This is a genomic window from Saccharothrix hoggarensis (assembly GCF_052936025.1).
In genome coordinates, this window is the sequence record NZ_CP193624.1 from 694,144 (window position 1) to 708,852 (window position 14,709).

The 14,709-nt window shown below is 72.4% G+C and carries 13 protein-coding genes and 1 riboswitch; of the genes, 8 read left to right on the plus strand and 5 right to left on the minus strand.

From position 1 onward, the window contains the following. Nucleotides 1-137: 137 nt before the first annotated feature. The 6 genes from ACRAKH_RS03475 (at nucleotide 138) to ACRAKH_RS03500 (ending at nucleotide 7,079) form a co-directional block, all read left to right on the plus strand. Complete coding sequence (locus ACRAKH_RS03475; protein WP_380723821.1) at nucleotides 138-1,529, plus strand: transglycosylase family protein; 1,392 nt, start codon at nucleotides 138-140, stop codon at nucleotides 1,527-1,529. A 195-nt stretch (nucleotides 1,530-1,724) separates the two neighbouring features. Beyond that, nucleotides 1,725-2,603 (plus strand): 16S rRNA (adenine(1518)-N(6)/adenine(1519)-N(6))-dimethyltransferase RsmA, encoded by an 879-nt coding sequence (gene rsmA, locus ACRAKH_RS03480; RefSeq protein WP_380723822.1) that lies wholly within the window; start codon nucleotides 1,725-1,727, stop codon nucleotides 2,601-2,603. Nucleotides 2,604-2,689: 86 nt separating this feature from the next. Beyond that, nucleotides 2,690-2,782, plus strand: a riboswitch (SAM riboswitch). 202 nt (nucleotides 2,783-2,984) lie between these two features. Then, the gene (locus ACRAKH_RS03485; RefSeq protein WP_380723823.1) at nucleotides 2,985-3,995 is read left to right on the plus strand and encodes a methionine ABC transporter ATP-binding protein; all 1,011 of its coding nucleotides are present in this window, start codon (nucleotides 2,985-2,987) and stop codon (nucleotides 3,993-3,995) included. Then, the gene (locus ACRAKH_RS03490) at nucleotides 3,992-4,675 is read left to right on the plus strand and encodes a methionine ABC transporter permease (RefSeq protein WP_380723824.1); all 684 of its coding nucleotides are present in this window, start codon (nucleotides 3,992-3,994) and stop codon (nucleotides 4,673-4,675) included. The genes ACRAKH_RS03485 and ACRAKH_RS03490 overlap by 4 nt, the downstream gene beginning before the upstream one ends. A 30-nt stretch (nucleotides 4,676-4,705) precedes the next feature. Then, on the plus strand, nucleotides 4,706-5,512 hold the full coding sequence (locus tag ACRAKH_RS03495; protein WP_380723825.1) for a MetQ/NlpA family ABC transporter substrate-binding protein: 807 nt from the start codon (nucleotides 4,706-4,708) through the stop codon (nucleotides 5,510-5,512). 601 nt (nucleotides 5,513-6,113) lie between these two features. Further along, complete coding sequence (locus ACRAKH_RS03500; protein ID WP_380723826.1) at nucleotides 6,114-7,079, plus strand: 4-(cytidine 5'-diphospho)-2-C-methyl-D-erythritol kinase; 966 nt, start codon at nucleotides 6,114-6,116, stop codon at nucleotides 7,077-7,079. 1 nt (nucleotide 7,080) lies between these two features. On the opposite strand, the gene ACRAKH_RS03505 is transcribed toward ACRAKH_RS03500, so the two are convergent. Then, on the minus strand, nucleotides 7,081-7,506 hold the full coding sequence (locus ACRAKH_RS03505) for a PASTA domain-containing protein (RefSeq protein WP_380723827.1): 426 nt from the start codon (nucleotides 7,504-7,506) through the stop codon (nucleotides 7,081-7,083). 117 nt (nucleotides 7,507-7,623) lie between these two features. Here ACRAKH_RS03505 and ACRAKH_RS03510 point away from each other — a divergent pair, with 117 nt between their 5' ends. Continuing rightward, nucleotides 7,624-9,396, plus strand: coding sequence for an ATP-binding cassette domain-containing protein (locus ACRAKH_RS03510; RefSeq protein ID WP_380723828.1), 1,773 nt, complete (start codon nucleotides 7,624-7,626; stop codon nucleotides 9,394-9,396). A 193-nt stretch (nucleotides 9,397-9,589) separates the two neighbouring features. On the opposite strand, the gene ACRAKH_RS03515 is transcribed toward ACRAKH_RS03510, so the two are convergent. Continuing rightward, on the minus strand, nucleotides 9,590-10,852 hold the full coding sequence (locus ACRAKH_RS03515) for a DivIVA domain-containing protein (RefSeq protein WP_380723829.1): 1,263 nt from the start codon (nucleotides 10,850-10,852) through the stop codon (nucleotides 9,590-9,592). A gap of 106 nt (nucleotides 10,853-10,958) precedes the next feature. On the opposite strand from ACRAKH_RS03515, the gene ACRAKH_RS03520 reads away from it, so the two are divergent. After that, on the plus strand, nucleotides 10,959-12,608 hold the full coding sequence (locus tag ACRAKH_RS03520) for a fatty acyl-AMP ligase (RefSeq protein ID WP_380723830.1): 1,650 nt from the start codon (nucleotides 10,959-10,961) through the stop codon (nucleotides 12,606-12,608). A 149-nt stretch (nucleotides 12,609-12,757) separates the two neighbouring features. Here ACRAKH_RS03520 and pth read toward each other — a convergent pair whose 3' ends face one another. Genes pth through ACRAKH_RS03535 form a run of 3 tightly spaced genes read right to left on the minus strand, consistent with a single transcriptional unit; the run spans nucleotide 12,758 to nucleotide 14,493 of the window. After that, complete coding sequence (gene pth, locus ACRAKH_RS03525) at nucleotides 12,758-13,327, minus strand: aminoacyl-tRNA hydrolase (RefSeq protein ID WP_380723831.1); 570 nt, start codon at nucleotides 13,325-13,327, stop codon at nucleotides 12,758-12,760. Next, complete coding sequence (locus tag ACRAKH_RS03530; protein WP_380723832.1) at nucleotides 13,317-13,829, minus strand: DivIVA domain-containing protein; 513 nt, start codon at nucleotides 13,827-13,829, stop codon at nucleotides 13,317-13,319. The genes pth and ACRAKH_RS03530 overlap by 11 nt, the downstream gene beginning before the upstream one ends. Before the next feature lie 58 nt (nucleotides 13,830-13,887). Next, complete coding sequence (locus tag ACRAKH_RS03535) at nucleotides 13,888-14,493, minus strand: 50S ribosomal protein L25/general stress protein Ctc (protein WP_380723833.1); 606 nt, start codon at nucleotides 14,491-14,493, stop codon at nucleotides 13,888-13,890. Between the last annotated feature and the right edge of the window lie 216 nt (nucleotides 14,494-14,709).

Sequence of the window (14,709 nt, forward strand, 5' to 3'; positions counted from 1 at the left end):
AGCGCGGACGCACAGGAGTTGCCGGAGATCACCAGCTGACCACCGACATCGAACGTGCGCGTCGCCGGACTTCGCGCCTTCAGGAGGTATGGCACCCCGTGAACTCGTTCAACGAGGACACCGACTGGTTTACGCCCGTGCAGACACCCGTGACCGGTGTGGACGTCCTGGACAGACCCGGGCCGCCGTCCGAGTGGGACACCGCGGTGTTCACCATCACCCCGGACGACGTCCTGGACGTGCTGGGCCCCGACGCCGACGCGCTGCTCGAGAGCGCGAACGTCGACGTCGACGAGCTGATCCGGCTGATCAACGCCGAGACCACGCTCCTCCCCCCGATCATCATCCCCGACGAGGTCTCCCAGGACCGGGTCGCGAGCAGCCTGGCCGCCGAGCAGCCGAGCGCCCCGCCCGCCGCACTGGTCGAGGCCGCGGGGAAGTGGAAGCGGCGCTTCCTGAAGGCCGCGGTCGCCACCGTGCTGGTGACCATCTCCGGCGGCGGCGCCACCGCGATCGCGATGGACAAGTCCGTCACGGTCGACGTCGACGGGGAAGCCAAGACCGTCCGCACCTACGAGTCCACCGTCGGTGAGATCCTCGCCGACGAGGGCATCACGATCGGCGAGCACGACGCGCTCAGCCCGTCGCCCCAGGCGAAGGTCAGCGACGGCGGCAAGATCTCCCTCGACCGCGGCCGGCTCGTGAAGGCGACCGTCGACGGCGAGCAGCGCGAGGGCTGGGTCCGCTCCGTCACCGTCGACGAGGCGCTGGAGCAGTTGCAGGTCGACGACGAGGGCGCGTGGCTCTCCCACGACCGCGGCATGGACGTCCCCCTCAGCGGGCTCGCGCTCGAGGTCAAGAGCCTCAAGACGATCACGCTCTACGACGGCGGCAACGCGCCCCGGCAGCTCCAGACGACGGCCGTCACCGTCGAAGAGCTGCTGAAGAGCGAGAACCTGTCGCTCGGCCCGGACGACAAGCTCGAAACGGCGATGGACCTGCGCGTCACCAACGGCGCCGAGGTCCACATCACCCGCACCGGCGTCTCGGTGATCAACGCGACGGAGGCCATCCAGCCGCCCGTCGAGGAGATCAAAGACGACACGATGATGAAGGGCCAGAAAGAGGTCGTGGAGCCGGGTGAAGCCGGCGAGCAGATCGTCACCTACCGCGTCACGGTGAAGAACGGCCAGGAGATCGGCCGCGAGAAGCTGGGCGCGAAGGTCACCAAGGAGCCGAAGGCCAAGAAGGTCAAGGTCGGCACCAAGCTCCCGCCCGACGGCGCCGTGTGGGACGCCCTCGCCCAGTGCGAGGCGACCGGCAACTGGGCCATCAACACCGGCAACGGGTACTACGGCGGCCTCCAGTTCAACAAGGGCACGTGGGACGCGTACGGCGGCAGCCAGTACGCCGCGTACCCGCACCAGGCGACCCGTGAGCAGCAGATCGCGATCGCGACCAAGCTCCGCGACGCCCGCGGCGGCTACTCCGCGTGGCCGCACTGCCAGCAGAAGCTGGGCCTGCCGTGACATTTGCGCCGCCTTCGGCGTCGCGGCTCGGTCGCCATTGAGTCGGTCGTTCGCGCCTGATTTTCCGACGATCGAAAAGCGTGATCGTCGGAAAATCAGGCGCGAACGACCGACGCGACCTCGCGGTGGTGGTCCTGTTTGCGGCCGTGAGGTGGTCTAGGTGGGCTTGGGGCCGGCGTCGTGGAGAATGGCCGGGTGACTGAGGATTCGACGTCGGCCGGAGCGGGGAGTCGGCTCCTCGGGCCGGCTGACGTCCGTCGGCTGGCCGCCGAGCTGGACATCCGCCCCACCAAGAAGCTCGGGCAGAACTTCGTGCACGACCCGAACACCGTGCGTCGGATCGTGGCGGCGGCCGAGCTGGGGCCCGACGACGTGGTGCTCGAAGTCGGCCCCGGGCTGGGCTCGCTGACGTTGGCGCTGCTGCCGTCGTGCCGGGCGCTGGTGGCCGTGGAGATCGACGGGGTGCTGGCCGAACGGCTGCCGGTGACGGTGGGCGAGCGCGCGCCCGAGCTGGTCGACCGGCTGTCCGTGGTGCACGCCGATGCGATGCGCGTCACAGCGGCCCAGCTGCCCGTGGCGCCTACAGCGCTCGTCGCGAACCTGCCGTACAACGTCGCCGTGCCCGTCGTGCTGCACCTGCTGGCCGAGCTGCCGTCGTTGCGCACCGGCCTGGTGATGGTCCAGTCCGAGGTGGCCGACCGCATGGCCGCCGGCCCCGGCAGCAAGGTGTACGGCGTCCCGAGCGTGAAGCTGGCCTGGTACGCGGACGCCCGGCGGGCCGGTCCGGTGCCCCGTTCGGTGTTCTGGCCCGTGCCCAACGTCGACTCCGCGCTGGTCGCGTTCGAGCGCCACGCGCCACTGTCCACCGTGGACCAGAAGGTGCTGTTCTCCTTGGTGGACGCGGCTTTCGCGCAGCGGCGCAAGATGCTGCGCGGCGCGCTGTCCGGGTGGGCCGGTTCGGCCGCCGAGGCTCACCGGCTGCTCGTCGCGGCGGGCGTGGACCCGGAGGTGCGCGGCGAACAACTGGCCGTCGACGCGTTCGTCCGGATAGCCGAGGCCGCTTCTTCTCGATAGTCGTTGATCTGACGGCCGACAGTGTGATTTGCCGGACGATCCCGTTTCAGGCTTGCGTCGGCCCGGTCCGGTCAGGTGTACTCGTGGTGCCATCCCGAGCGGCCGAGAGACCTGGCTCTACGACGCCGCAGCAACCACCCCTCCATGGGGGCAGGTGCTTCAGCCAGGATCGATGGAGGATCACGTGCCCAGGATGCGAATGCTCACCCGCCGACGGGTCGTCGACCACGGTCGACGCACGTCCTCGGCCTGTCGCAGCTGCTAAGAGCTCTTAGGCGCTTTCGAATCCTCGCGTCCCCCTCGCGGGACACCTTTCTGAGCTGAGCCGCCGGTCTCGCACGCCCTGGGCGTGCGCTGCCGCACGCAGTCGTGGAGCGAAACGTGATCACTGTCGAGAACCTCACCAAGACCTTCCCCGGGAGTACCGGGCAGGTTCGCGCGCTGGACGGCGTGAACCTGGACGTCGCCGCGGGCACCGTCCTCGGCGTCGTCGGCCCCAGCGGCGCGGGCAAGTCCACCCTGGCCCGGTGCGTCGCCCTGCTCGAACGCCCCGACAGCGGCGCGATCCGCGTCGACGGCACCGACCTCGTCTCGCTCGACGGCACCGCGCTGCGCGCCGCCCGCCGGCAGATCGGCGTTGTGCCGCAAGGGGATTCCCTGCTGCGCCAGCGCACCGCCGCGGGCAACGTCGCGCTCCCGCTGGAGGCCGCGGGCGTCGCCGGGCCGCAGCGCCGCACGCGTGTCGCCGAGCTCCTCGACCTCGTCGGCCTCACCGACAAGGCCGGCTCCTACCCCGACCAGCTGTCCGGCGGCCAGCGCCAGCGGATCGCGGTCGCCCGCGCGCTCGCCGCGTCGCCGTCCGTGCTGCTGGCCGACGAGCCGACGTCCGCGCTCGACCCCGACACCACCGGCTCCGTGCTGACCGTGCTCGACCGGGCGCGCGCCGAGCTGGGTGTGACGGTCCTCGTGGTCACGCACGACATGGGCGTGGTCCGGCGGATCTGCGACGACGTCGCGGTGCTGGAGGACGGCCGGGTCGTGGAGCACGGCAAGGTGCTCGACCTCGTGTCCGACGCCGGCAGCCGCACGGCCGCGTCCCTGCTGCCCGCGGTCGACCAGAACCCGGCCGCCGAAGGCGCGTTCGACCGGGTCGCCGACATCGTGCTGGTCGGCTTCGCGGCCGTCGGCGCGCTGCTGCCCGAGGCGGGCAGCCGGTTCGGCGTCGACCTGAACCTCCTGGGCGGCGGCCTGACCCGGCTGGGCGAGACCCCGGTCGCGCGCTTCCGCGTCGGCCTGAAGGGCGAGCGCTCGGACTCGGCGCTGGAGTGGATCTCCGAGGCTGGTGGCGCGGTGCGCCGGACCCTGGCGGGTCCGCAGGGAGTAGCTGCGTGAGGTCTGCCACACCCTGGTCGGAGGTCTTCGACCAACTGCTCGTCGCCACCGGTGAGACGTTGTACATGGTGGTGGTCTCGACCGTCATCGCGGTTCTGCTCGGCACTCCCGTCGGCATCTGGCTTCAGCTCACCGCTCCCGGTGGGCTGAAGCCGCGGCCGGCGGTGCACAAGATCCTCGGGTTCGTCGTGGACCTGGGCCGGTCCATGCCGTTCCTGGTCCTGCTGGTGGTGCTCACCTCGCTGACCAGGCTCCTGCTCAGCAGCACCATCGGTCCCACGGCGGCGATCGTGCCGCTGTCCGTCGGCGCGATCCCGTTCGTCGGCAGGCTCATCCAGAACGTGCTGTCCGAGGTGAACGTGGCGGTGGTCGAGGCCGCCGTCACCACCGGCTCGTCCACGCTGCGGATCGTGCGCAGCGTGCTGCTCCGCGAGTCGCTGCCCGCGCTCGTGAACGCCATCGGCGTGACCGCGATCGCCCTGCTCGGCTACTCGGCGATGGCCGGCGTGGTCGGCGGCGGCGGTCTCGGCGACCTCGCCGTGCGCATGGGCTACCAGCGGTTCAACGACCGCTACCTGTGGAGCACCGTCGTCGTGCTGGCCATCATCGCCACCGCGATCCAGCTCGCCACCAACCGCGTCGCGCGCGGCGTCGACCGCCGCCGCACCGCGTCCGTCTGATCAAGCCACACTCTTCCCATAAGGAACGACATGCGTATTCGTGCTGCCCTGCTCGCCGTGCTGCTGACCGCAGTGGGCTGCGGTAGTGGCGACACCGGCGCCGCCTCGGACCCGAACGCGGCGCTGAAGGTCGGCGTGAGCCCCGTCCCGCACGCCCAGGTGCTGCGGTACGTGGCGGACAACCTCGCCGCCGCGAAGGGCCTCAAGATCGAGGTGGTGGAGTTCACCGACTACGTCCAGCCGAACACCGCGCTGGTCGACGGGTCGCTGGACGCGAACTACTTCCAGACCGTGCCGTACCTGGACACGTTCAAGGCGGAGAGCGGCGCGCCGCTGGAGTGGATCGGGCCGGTGCACATCGAGCCGCTCGGCGTGTACTCGAAGAAGCACAAGTCGCTGGCCGACCTGCCGTCCGGCGGGAAGGTCGCCGTGGCCAACGACGCCACGAACGAGGCACGGGGCCTGAAGCTGCTGCAGGACAAGGGCGTGATCAAGGTGAAGCCGGGCTCGGAGGCGACGGCGACCGTCCGCGACATCGTGGAGAACCCGAAGAACCTGGAGTTCGTCGAGTTGGAGGCGGCGCAGCTGCCCCGGTCGCTGGACGACACGGACGCGTCCGTGGTGAACGGCAACTACGCCATCGACGCCCAGCTCAACCCGGCGGAGGACGCCCTGGTGCTGGAGAAGGCCGAGGGCAACCCGAACGCGAACGGCCTGGTGACGCGGGCCGAGCTGAAGGACGACAAGCGGATCAAGGACCTGCTCGACCTGCTCCAGTCGCAGCAGGTCAAGGACTACATCAAGCAGGAGTTCTCGGGGTCGGTCCTCGCCGTCTGACCGAACGCCACTCCCGGGCCGCCCGCGCGATCGACACGATCGACGCCACCGTCGCAACGGTCGCAACGGTCGCAACCGTGGGGGCGGCCCAGGGAGTGGGCGTGGAATGCGTGCTTCGCAGGGGTCCTCGCCAAGGGGACCCCTGCTTTAATCCTGCCAGGTCGGACCGACGATGTCGGGCCGTGCGCGTCGACCTGTGGACAACTCCCGCACCCGGCCCGACCCGTGGTCGGGAGCCTTCCCGAGCTGGCCCGGATCTCGCGCGGAAGGCTGTCCCGCGCCTGGTCCGACCCGTGCTCGGGAGCCTTTTCCGAACCGGCCCGGATCTCGCGCTGGAGCCTGTCCCGTGGCCGGCCCGACCGTGTTCCCCGACCCTGTCCCGTGGCCGGCCCGACCGTGTTCCCCGACCCTGTCCCGTGGCCGGCCCGATCCCGCCCCGGACCCGTGTCCCGGCCCCGGCCCGACCGTGTTCCGGCCCTGGCCCGGAGCCGGGGCCGCCGCACGTGTCAGGTGACGTGTCCCGGCACCGGTTCGGCGCTTTCCGCGCAGGTCATAGGTCGGTAGGAGCGGACAACCCGGAAACGCCCGTACGCTTCATGGCGTGCTCGCTGTCGTCCCACCCCCGGTCACCGTCCGCGTCCCGGCCAAGGTCAACCTGCACCTTGCCGTCGGAGATCCGCGCGCGGACGGCTACCACGACCTGGTGACGATCTTCCAGGCCTTGTCGCTCACCGACGAGGTGACCGTCGCCATCGCCGACGACCCCGGCGTCGAAGTGCACGGCGAGGGCGCCGACTCGGTGCCCACGGGCCCGTCCAACCTGGCCTGGCGCGCGGTGCGGGCGTTGGCGCAGCACGTCGGCCGCGACCCGGACGACCCGAAGGTCCGCGTCGTCATCCGCAAGTCCATCCCGGTCGCCGGCGGCATGGCGGGCGGCAGCGCGGACGCGGCGGCGACGCTCGTCGGGCTCGCCTCGCTCTGGAGGCTGGAGATCAGCCGGGACGAGCTGGCCGGCCTGGCGGGCAAGATCGGCGCCGACGTCCCGTTCGCCATCTACGGCGGCACGGCGCTGGGCACCGACCGCGGCGACCGGATCGTGCCCGTGCTGTCCCGCCACACGTTCCACTGGGTCCTCGCGTTCGACCGGCGCGGCCTGTCCACGCCCGAGGTGTTCGACGAGCTGGACCGGCTCCGCGCGGACGGCGACCCGCCCCGCGTCGGCGAGGCGGAGGCCGTGCTGGAGGGCCTGGCGTCGGGCGACCCGCGCCAGCTCGCGCTGCTCCTGGGCAACGACCTGCAGGCCGCGGCCGTGTCGTTGCGCCCCAACCTGCGCCGCACGTTGCGCGCGGGCGTGAACGCGGGCGCGCTGGCCGGCATGGTGTCCGGGTCGGGGCCGACCTGCGCGTTCCTCTGCACGGACGGCGACTCGGCGGTGCGCGTGGCGGCCGAGCTGGCGGGCGCGGGCGTCTGCCGGACGGTGCGCGTGGCGCAGGGGCCGGTGCACGGCGCGCGCGTCATCGGCACCGAGGAGGCACCCCGGCCGACCCCGCCCGAGGTGCACGCCTGACCTACTCGCCGGTCTTCTTCGCCGACAGCAGCACCTCGGTGTCGCACGGGACGACCTGGCCGGCGGCCGGCGTCTGCGCGGTGGTCGTCCAGTTCCGGTCGAGGGCCAGCACGCGCCCCTGACCGGTCGCGTCCACCTCCCGCAGCCGGTAGAGGCCCGCGGCCTGCATGGTGTCCTGCGCGGTCTGGTGGACCATGCCGACGACGTGCGGGACGGTGCACGTGTCGGCGGCCGGCGCGGGCGCGGCGGTGGTGGCGATGGGCGCGGTCGTGCCCGCGGGAGCGGTCGTCGTGGCGGGAGGAGCGGTGGTGACGGCGTCGGCGGGCGCGGTCACGGTGACGGTCGTCGCGGGCGGCACGGTCGCGCTGCCGCACCCGGCGACCACCAGGGCCGCCAGCACGCCGGCGACCCGTTTGAGCTGTGACATCGGACTCCCAGTGTCGGTTGTGGCCGTTACGTCGGGTCCGGGCGGGACGTCGTTACCGGGGCGATAGCTAGGCTGGCGTACCGCGGGTGTCCACGATTTCGATGAAGGTGCTGGTACATGGCCAACTTGGTCAACTTGGAGAGCGTCTCCAAGTCGTTCGGCGTGCGTCCGCTGCTCGACGGCGTGTCCCTCGGCGTCGGCGAGGGGGACCGGATCGGCGTCGTCGGCCTCAACGGCGGCGGCAAGACGACGCTGCTGGAGGTCCTGGCCGGGCTGGCCGAGCCGGACGAGGGCCGCGTCAGCCAGAACCGCGGCCTGCGCATGGCGGTGGTCACCCAGCGCACCGAACTGGCCGAGGGCTCGACCGTGCGCAACGCCGTCATCGACCCGCTCGGCTTCGACGCCGAGCACGAGTGGGCCTCCGACGCGCGCGTCCGGTCGATCCTCGACGGCCTCGGCATCACCGGCTTCGGGCTGGACTCGCCGGTCGGCACGATGTCCGGTGGCGAGCGCCGCCGGGTCGCGCTGGCCGCGGCGCTGGTGCAGGACCTCGACCTGGTCGTGCTGGACGAGCCGACCAACCACCTCGACGTCGAGGGCGTCCGCTGGCTCGCCGACCACCTGCTGGCCCGCCGCACGGCGCTCGTGGTCGTGACGCACGACCGGTGGTTCCTCGACACCGTCTGCACCCGGACGTGGGAGGTCGTCGGCGGCAAGGTCGAGCAGTACGAGGGCGGCTACGCGGACTGGATCTTCGCCCGCGCCGAGCGCGCCCGGCTGGCCGACACGATCGAGGAGAAGCGCCGCAACCTGGCCCGCAAGGAGCTGGCGTGGCTGCGCCGCGGCGCGCCCGCCCGCACGTCCAAGCCGCGCTACCGCATCGACGCCGCCGAGGCGTTGATCTCCGACGTGCCGCCGCCGCGCGACTCGGTCGAGCTGCTGGCGTTCGCGAAGCGGCGGCTCGGGCGCACGGTGCTGGAGCTGGAGGACGCCACGCTGACCGTGCCCGGTCGGACGCTGGTGCGCGACCTGACGTGGCGGATCGGGCCGGGCGACCGGATCGGGATCGTCGGCGTCAACGGCTCGGGCAAGACGACCCTGCTGAAGGCGCTGGCCGGCGAGCGGGAGCTGGAGACGGGCAAGCGCGTCCAGGGGCAGACGGTGAAGCTCGCGCACCTGAGCCAGGAGCTGCACGACCTCGACGGGTCGATGCGGGTGCTGGAGGCCGTGGAGGAGGTCGCGCGGCGCGTGGTGCTGGGCAAGCAGGAGATGTCCGCCTCGCAGCTCGCCGAGCGGTTCGGGTTCTCGTCGCAGAAGCAGTGGACGCCGGTCGGCGACCTGTCCGGCGGCGAGCGGCGGCGGTTGCAGCTGTGCCGGCTGCTGATGGCCGAGCCGAACGTGCTGCTGCTCGACGAGCCGACCAACGACCTCGACATCGACACGTTGCAGCAGCTCGAAGACCTGCTGGACTCGTGGCCCGGCACGCTGGTGGTGATCTCGCACGACCGGTACCTGGTGGAACGGGTGTGCGACCAGGTGGTGGCGCTGTTCGGCGACGGCGGGCTGACCGACCTGCCCGGCGGCATCGAGGAGTACCTGCGCCGGCGTGACCGCCAGAAGGAGGTCGACGCCGCGCCCACCGCGAAGCCCGCCTCCGCGCCGACGTCGTCGGCGGCCGACCAGCGCGCGGCGCGCAAGGAGCTGGCGCGGCTGGAGCGGCGGCTGGAGACGTTGCAGAAGAAGGAGACCGAGCTGCACGCGAAGCTCGCCGAGGCCGCCACCGACCCGGAGCGGTTGATGGCGCTGGACGCCGAGCTGAAGGCCGTGCTGGCGGAGGCCGAGGACGTCGAGGCGCAGTGGCTGGCGGCCGCGGAGACCGCCGAGGGCTGAGCGCCGGTTGAACGCCGAAGTTCAGCGCTGGGGGTTGGCCGGCGGGAGTTGGGCGCTGGGGTTGGGCGATGAGGGTTGGCGCCGTTCCCTCCGCTGACGTTCGCGACCGGGCAGCCACCGCGGTTGGTGGCCGCCCGGTCGTTCCGCGGAGCGTCGGACGGCCTCGCGGTCCCGTGTGGACGGCGCCCGCGGGTCAGCGGCCCCGGCGGCGCAGCTCCTCCACCAGCAGGGGCATCAGCTCGTCCACGAACGCGCAGTCGTAGCCCTGCCCCGCGGTCAGGGAGGTGGCGAACGTCGTCGCCGCCACCTCCGCCGACGACGCGCCGACCATGCCGTCGAGGGCGATGCCGACCTCCTCCAGCACCCGGTCCACTTGGGACGTCCGGTAGCCGCGCTGCGCCGGGCCCGCCACCGGGATCTTGATCAGCCGCAGCTGCTCCCACGACGTGATCGGCGGCAGCGAGGTGGGGCGCGTCGGGCCGTCGCGCAGCTGCTTCTCCACGCGCGCCAGGAACGCGTCGACCTCGGTCTCGTCGTACCCGCGCCGGCCGAACATGGGCCGGCTGAAGCGGGCCTCGCGGACCTCGCGCGCGGTCAGGTCATCCTGGCCGAGGAGCGTGTTCTCGATCCGGTCGAGGAACTTGTCGACCTGCGCCTCGTGGTAGCCGCGGCGGCCGCGCGGGGGCTTGCCGAAGGCGGCGGTGCGGACGTCACGGGCGGTCAGCGGGCGGGTGCCGGGGCCGGGACGCGGCCGGACGGGCGGGGGCGGGGGTGGCGCCAGCGTGGGCGTGGACGTGAGCCCGGAGCGGGACACCGGGGTGGACGCGAGCGGCGCGGGCGAGCGCTCCAGCGTCACCACGACGAGGTCGAGGAACGTGTCCACGTCGTCCTCGTCGTACCCCACCTGGCCGGGCGGGGCGTAGCTGAACTCGTGGTCCTGCACCTCCAGCGCGGTCAGGTCGTCCCGACCCGCGAGGGTGTTCTCGATCCGGTCCAGGAAGGCGTCGACCTGGGCCTCGTGGTAGCCGCGGTTGCCCGGTCGGGGCTTGTGGAACCGCACGGCGCGCACGTCCTGCGGGGTGAGGCGGGCCGCCGCCGGTCTCATCCCGGTGGACGTGGCGTGCGCGCCCTGCGCGGGCGCGGACGCCTGGTGCCGCTGCGGCGTCGAGCCGAGCGTCTCGGCCACCAGGTCCATGAAGGCGTCGACCTCGACGCCGTCGTAGCCGTAGCCGGGCCGCGCGGGTCTGAACCGCACCCGTCGCACGTCCTGCTCCGTGACGTGGTCGCGGCCGAGCAGGGTCTCCTCGATGCGGTCGATGAAGGCGTCCACCTGACCCTCGTCGTACCCCGGCTGACCGGTCGGGGGACGGTGGAAGGCGACCTGCCGCAGATCCTGTGCGCTCAGCAGCGGCGCCGGATGTGCCGGCAGGTGCGCGCGCGCCTCGAACCCGGTCACCCATTACCTCCTTCGAGTGTGTACCGGGGAGTATCGCCGCACGGCGGTTCGGTTGTTTCGCCCTATCGGCTCAATGCGTCGAAAGATCGCTCTACCCTTGGCGGTCATGAGCCGGTTCGTGGACACGATGGTGGCAACCGCTACGGGTGCCGGAGGACGGGCGCGGGGCATGACCACGGGGGAGCCGAACGCTCCGACCCGCCGGTCGTGGGCGGAGGTGCACGAGCAGGCCACCCGCATGGCCGGCGCGCTCGTCGCCGGAGGGGTCGCCAGGGGCGAGTCGATCGCGGTCCTCGCGGGCGACCCGGCCGCCATCGCGCCCGCCGTGCAGGCGGTGTGGCTGGCGGGCGGCAGCACGACCATGCTGCACCAGCCGACCGCCCGCACCGACCTCGCCGAGTGGGCCGGTGACACCCTCCGGGTGCTCACCATGATCGGCGCCAAGCTCGTGCTGCTGGGCGCCCCGTTCGACGCGCTGGCGGACGTCCTGGAGCAGAACGGCGTCGCCTACCGCAAGCTGGACGACCTCACCGGCGAGCCGCTGGGCGCGCCCGTCGACGTCGACGAGGACATGCCCGCGCTGCTCCAGCTCACCAGCGGCTCCACCGCGGACCCGAAGGCGGTCCGCATCACGCACGGCAACCTGTGGTCCAACGCGAAGGCGATGGAGGTCGCCGCCGAGCTGGACCCGGAGACCGACCGGATGGTCTCGTGGCTGCCGCTGTTCCACGACATGGGGATGGTCGGCTTCCTGACCGTGCCCATGCTGTTCGGCATCGACCTGGTCAAGGTCACCCCGCCGGACTTCCTCGGCCGCCCCACCCTGTGGCCGGACCTGATCAGCCGCTACCGCGGCACCATCACCGCCGCGCCGAACTTCGCCTACGCCATCGCGGCCCGCCGCATGCGGGGCGTGGACGACGGCACGTTCGACCTGTCGACGCTGCGGATCGCGCTGAACGGCGCCGAGCCCATCGACCCGGCCGCGGTGAAGTCGTTCACCGACGAGGGCGCGCGGTTCGGGCTGCGGCCGGAGTGCGTGCTCTGCGCGTACGGCATGGCCGAGACGACGCTGGGCGTGGCGTTCGCGCCCGTGTTCACCGGCCTCTCGGTGGACGTGGTCGACCCCGAGGAGCTGGAGGGGGGCCGCCGGGCCGTTCCGGTGCCGGGGGACAGCCCCAACGCGCGCGCGTTCCCGCTGCTCGGGCCGCCGCTGCCCGGCCTCGAGGTGCAGGTCGTCGACGAGTCGGGCGCGGTGCGCGGCGAACGCGAGGTCGGGCAGCTGCGCGTGCGCGGCGAGGCCGTGACCCCCGGCTACCTCACCGTGAACGGCCCGCTCGCCACCCAGGACGCCGACGGCTGGCTGGACACCGGCGACGAGGGGTACGTGGTGGACGGCCAGGTCGTCGTCTGCGGGCGGCGCAAGGACGTGATCATCATGGGCGGCCGCAACATCTACCCCACGGACATCGAGCGCGCGGCGTCGGCCGTCGAGGGCGTGCGCGCGGGCAACGCGGTGGCCGTGCGGCTGGACGCGGGCACCCGGCGCGAGCGGTTCGCCGTCGTGGTGGAGTCGAAGCTCGCGGGCGAGGACGACGCCGTGCGGGCGTTGAGCAAGGAGATCAGCGCGCGGGTCGTGGACGCCGTCGGCCTGCGCCCGTACTCGGTGGTCGTGCTCAAGCCCGGCAGCCTGCCGAAGACGCCGTCCGGCAAGCTGCGCCGGGCCGCCGCCGCGTCCCTGGTGCCCACCGGCTGACGTTCGGTCGCCGAGCGCGCTCCGGCACGTCGGGGCGCGCTCGGCGGCTGACCGCCGGCCCCGCTTCGGTCGCCCGTAGCTGCCGGCGTCGCCGCCCGTAGTCCCGCGAACCGGCGCTCAGCGGAGCTCGCGCTCAGTGGAACTTGTGCTCAGTGAAATTTGTTCTGGGCGGCTTCCAGCCCCAGCTCCAGCAACGCCTCCACGGCGTCCGCGGCCCGGTCCAGCTCGAACGCCAGCTCCTTGCGCTCCACCAGCGAGAAGTCGCGCAGCACGTAGTCGGCCGGGTCCATCCGGCCCGGCGGCCGGTCCACCCCGAACCGCACCCGGTGGTAGTCCTTGGTGCCCAACGACTTCGTGATCGACCGCAGCCCGTTGTGCCCGTTCTCGCCGCCGCCGAGCTTCAGCCGCACGGTCCCGAACGGCAGGTCCAGCTCGTCGTGCACGACGATGACCGACGCGGGCGGCACCTTGTAGAAGTTCGCCGTGCCCGCCACGGGCCCGCCGGAGGTGTTCATGTAGCCGCGCGGCTTCGCCAGCACGACCCGGCGGCCCGCCAGGCGGCCCTCCACCACTTCCGCGCCGCCCTTGTGCGCCTTGAACTTCCCGCCCACGCGCGAAGCCAGCTCGTCCAGCACGAGGAAGCCGACGTTGTGCCGGTTGCCCTCGTACTTGGGTCCGGAGTTGCCCAGCCCGACGACCAGGGCGACGTCATCGACCACGGAACCGCAACTCCTGCTCCAGCTCGTCCAACAGGGCGTCCACCGCGCGCACCTGGTAGCCCCGCCGCAACCCGGACGTGGTGCTGAACCTGGTGTGCCTGACCTCGCTCGCGGTCATCCGGCCCCGGCCGTCCAGCGTCGCGGCGGCCCGGCCGAGGAACGCGTCGACCTCGCCGCGATCGTAGCCGTTGGGGGAGCGCGGCAGTTTCACGGCCAGCAGCGCGTCACCGGTCTGCAGGGTGGTCGGCGGCACGTGCCCGGACCGCAGCTGGTGCTCCAGCGCGGCCAGGAAGTCGTCCACGGCCCGCTGGTCGTAGCCGCCCGCGATCTCGGTGAACACGACCGTCCGCACCTGGTCGGGGTGCACCACCGCGCGTCCCGCGAGGGCGTCGGCGACGCGCAGCAGGAAGGCGTCCACCTGCGCCGGGTCGTAGCCCTTGCCCCGCTTGCGCGGGAACGCGGCGGACCGCACCTGCGCCGGGCTCAGGAACGGCGACGGCACGCCACCCCAGCCGTGCGGCGGGGGAGGCGTGCCGTTCGAGTTGCCCGACGTGATGGGCTCAGCCCTCTTCGGAGGCCTCGGCCTCGGTGGCCTCACCGGTGTCGCCGTCCAGCTCGGCGGCGGTCGGCGCGGCGTTCACCGCGAGGACCATCGCGTCGGCGTCGGTCACCAGGGTGGTGCCGGCGGGCAGCACCAGGTCGGACGCGTGCACCTGGGTGCCCGCGGGCAGACCGGCGATCGAGTACTCGACCTGCTCGGGGATGTTCAGGGCGTCGGCCTCGACCTGGACCGAGGTGAGGTCCTGGGTGAGCAGGGTCGCCGCGGCGGCGTCGCCGGTGAGGACGATCGGCACCTCGACGGTGACCTTCTCGCCCCGCTGCACGAGCAGCAGGTCGACGTGCTCGATGTAGTTCTTGATGGGGTGCGTGGTGACAGTCTTGGTCAGCGCCAGCTCGGTGGAGGACTCGATGTCCAGCGTGAGAACTGCGTTCTGACCGTGCTCGCGGACAACACGGGCGAACTCGAGCGCCGGCAGGGCCAGGTGCTTCGGGTCGGAACCGTGGCCGTAGAGCACCGCGGGGATCTTGCCGGCGCGGCGGGTGCGGCGGGCGGCGCCCTTGCCGAACTCGGTGCGCTGCTCTGCGGCGAGACGGACCTCGGACACGGTGGGGCTCTCCTAACGGTCTGGCCTGGTAAACGTCGGCGGGTACGTCGGGCGGGGCGAAGCGGGGGTTGGCCTGCGGCGGCGGGCGGCGCGGAGGGTGAACACGCGCGGCATCACAACCGCCGCGTCGATCACGCCGAGCGTGATGCTCGCCCTCGCCGAGGCAACCTGGCCAGTGTAGGCCGACGGGTCGACGGTGCCTAATCGGGGGTTCCC

What these genes read in the sequence shown, in the direction of transcription:
- ACRAKH_RS03495 (WP_380723825.1), top strand. Translation starts at nt 4,706, where the DNA reads ATGCGTATTCGTGCTGCCCTGCTCGCCGTGCTGCTGACCGCAGTGGGC.
- ACRAKH_RS03505 (WP_380723827.1), bottom strand. Translation starts at nt 7,506, where the DNA reads ATGTCACAGCTCAAACGGGTCGCCGGCGTGCTGGCGGCCCTGGTGGTC.
- ACRAKH_RS03510 (WP_380723828.1), top strand. Translation starts at nt 7,624, where the DNA reads ATGGCCAACTTGGTCAACTTGGAGAGCGTCTCCAAGTCGTTCGGCGTG.
- ACRAKH_RS03520 (WP_380723830.1), top strand. Translation starts at nt 10,959, where the DNA reads ATGAGCCGGTTCGTGGACACGATGGTGGCAACCGCTACGGGTGCCGGA.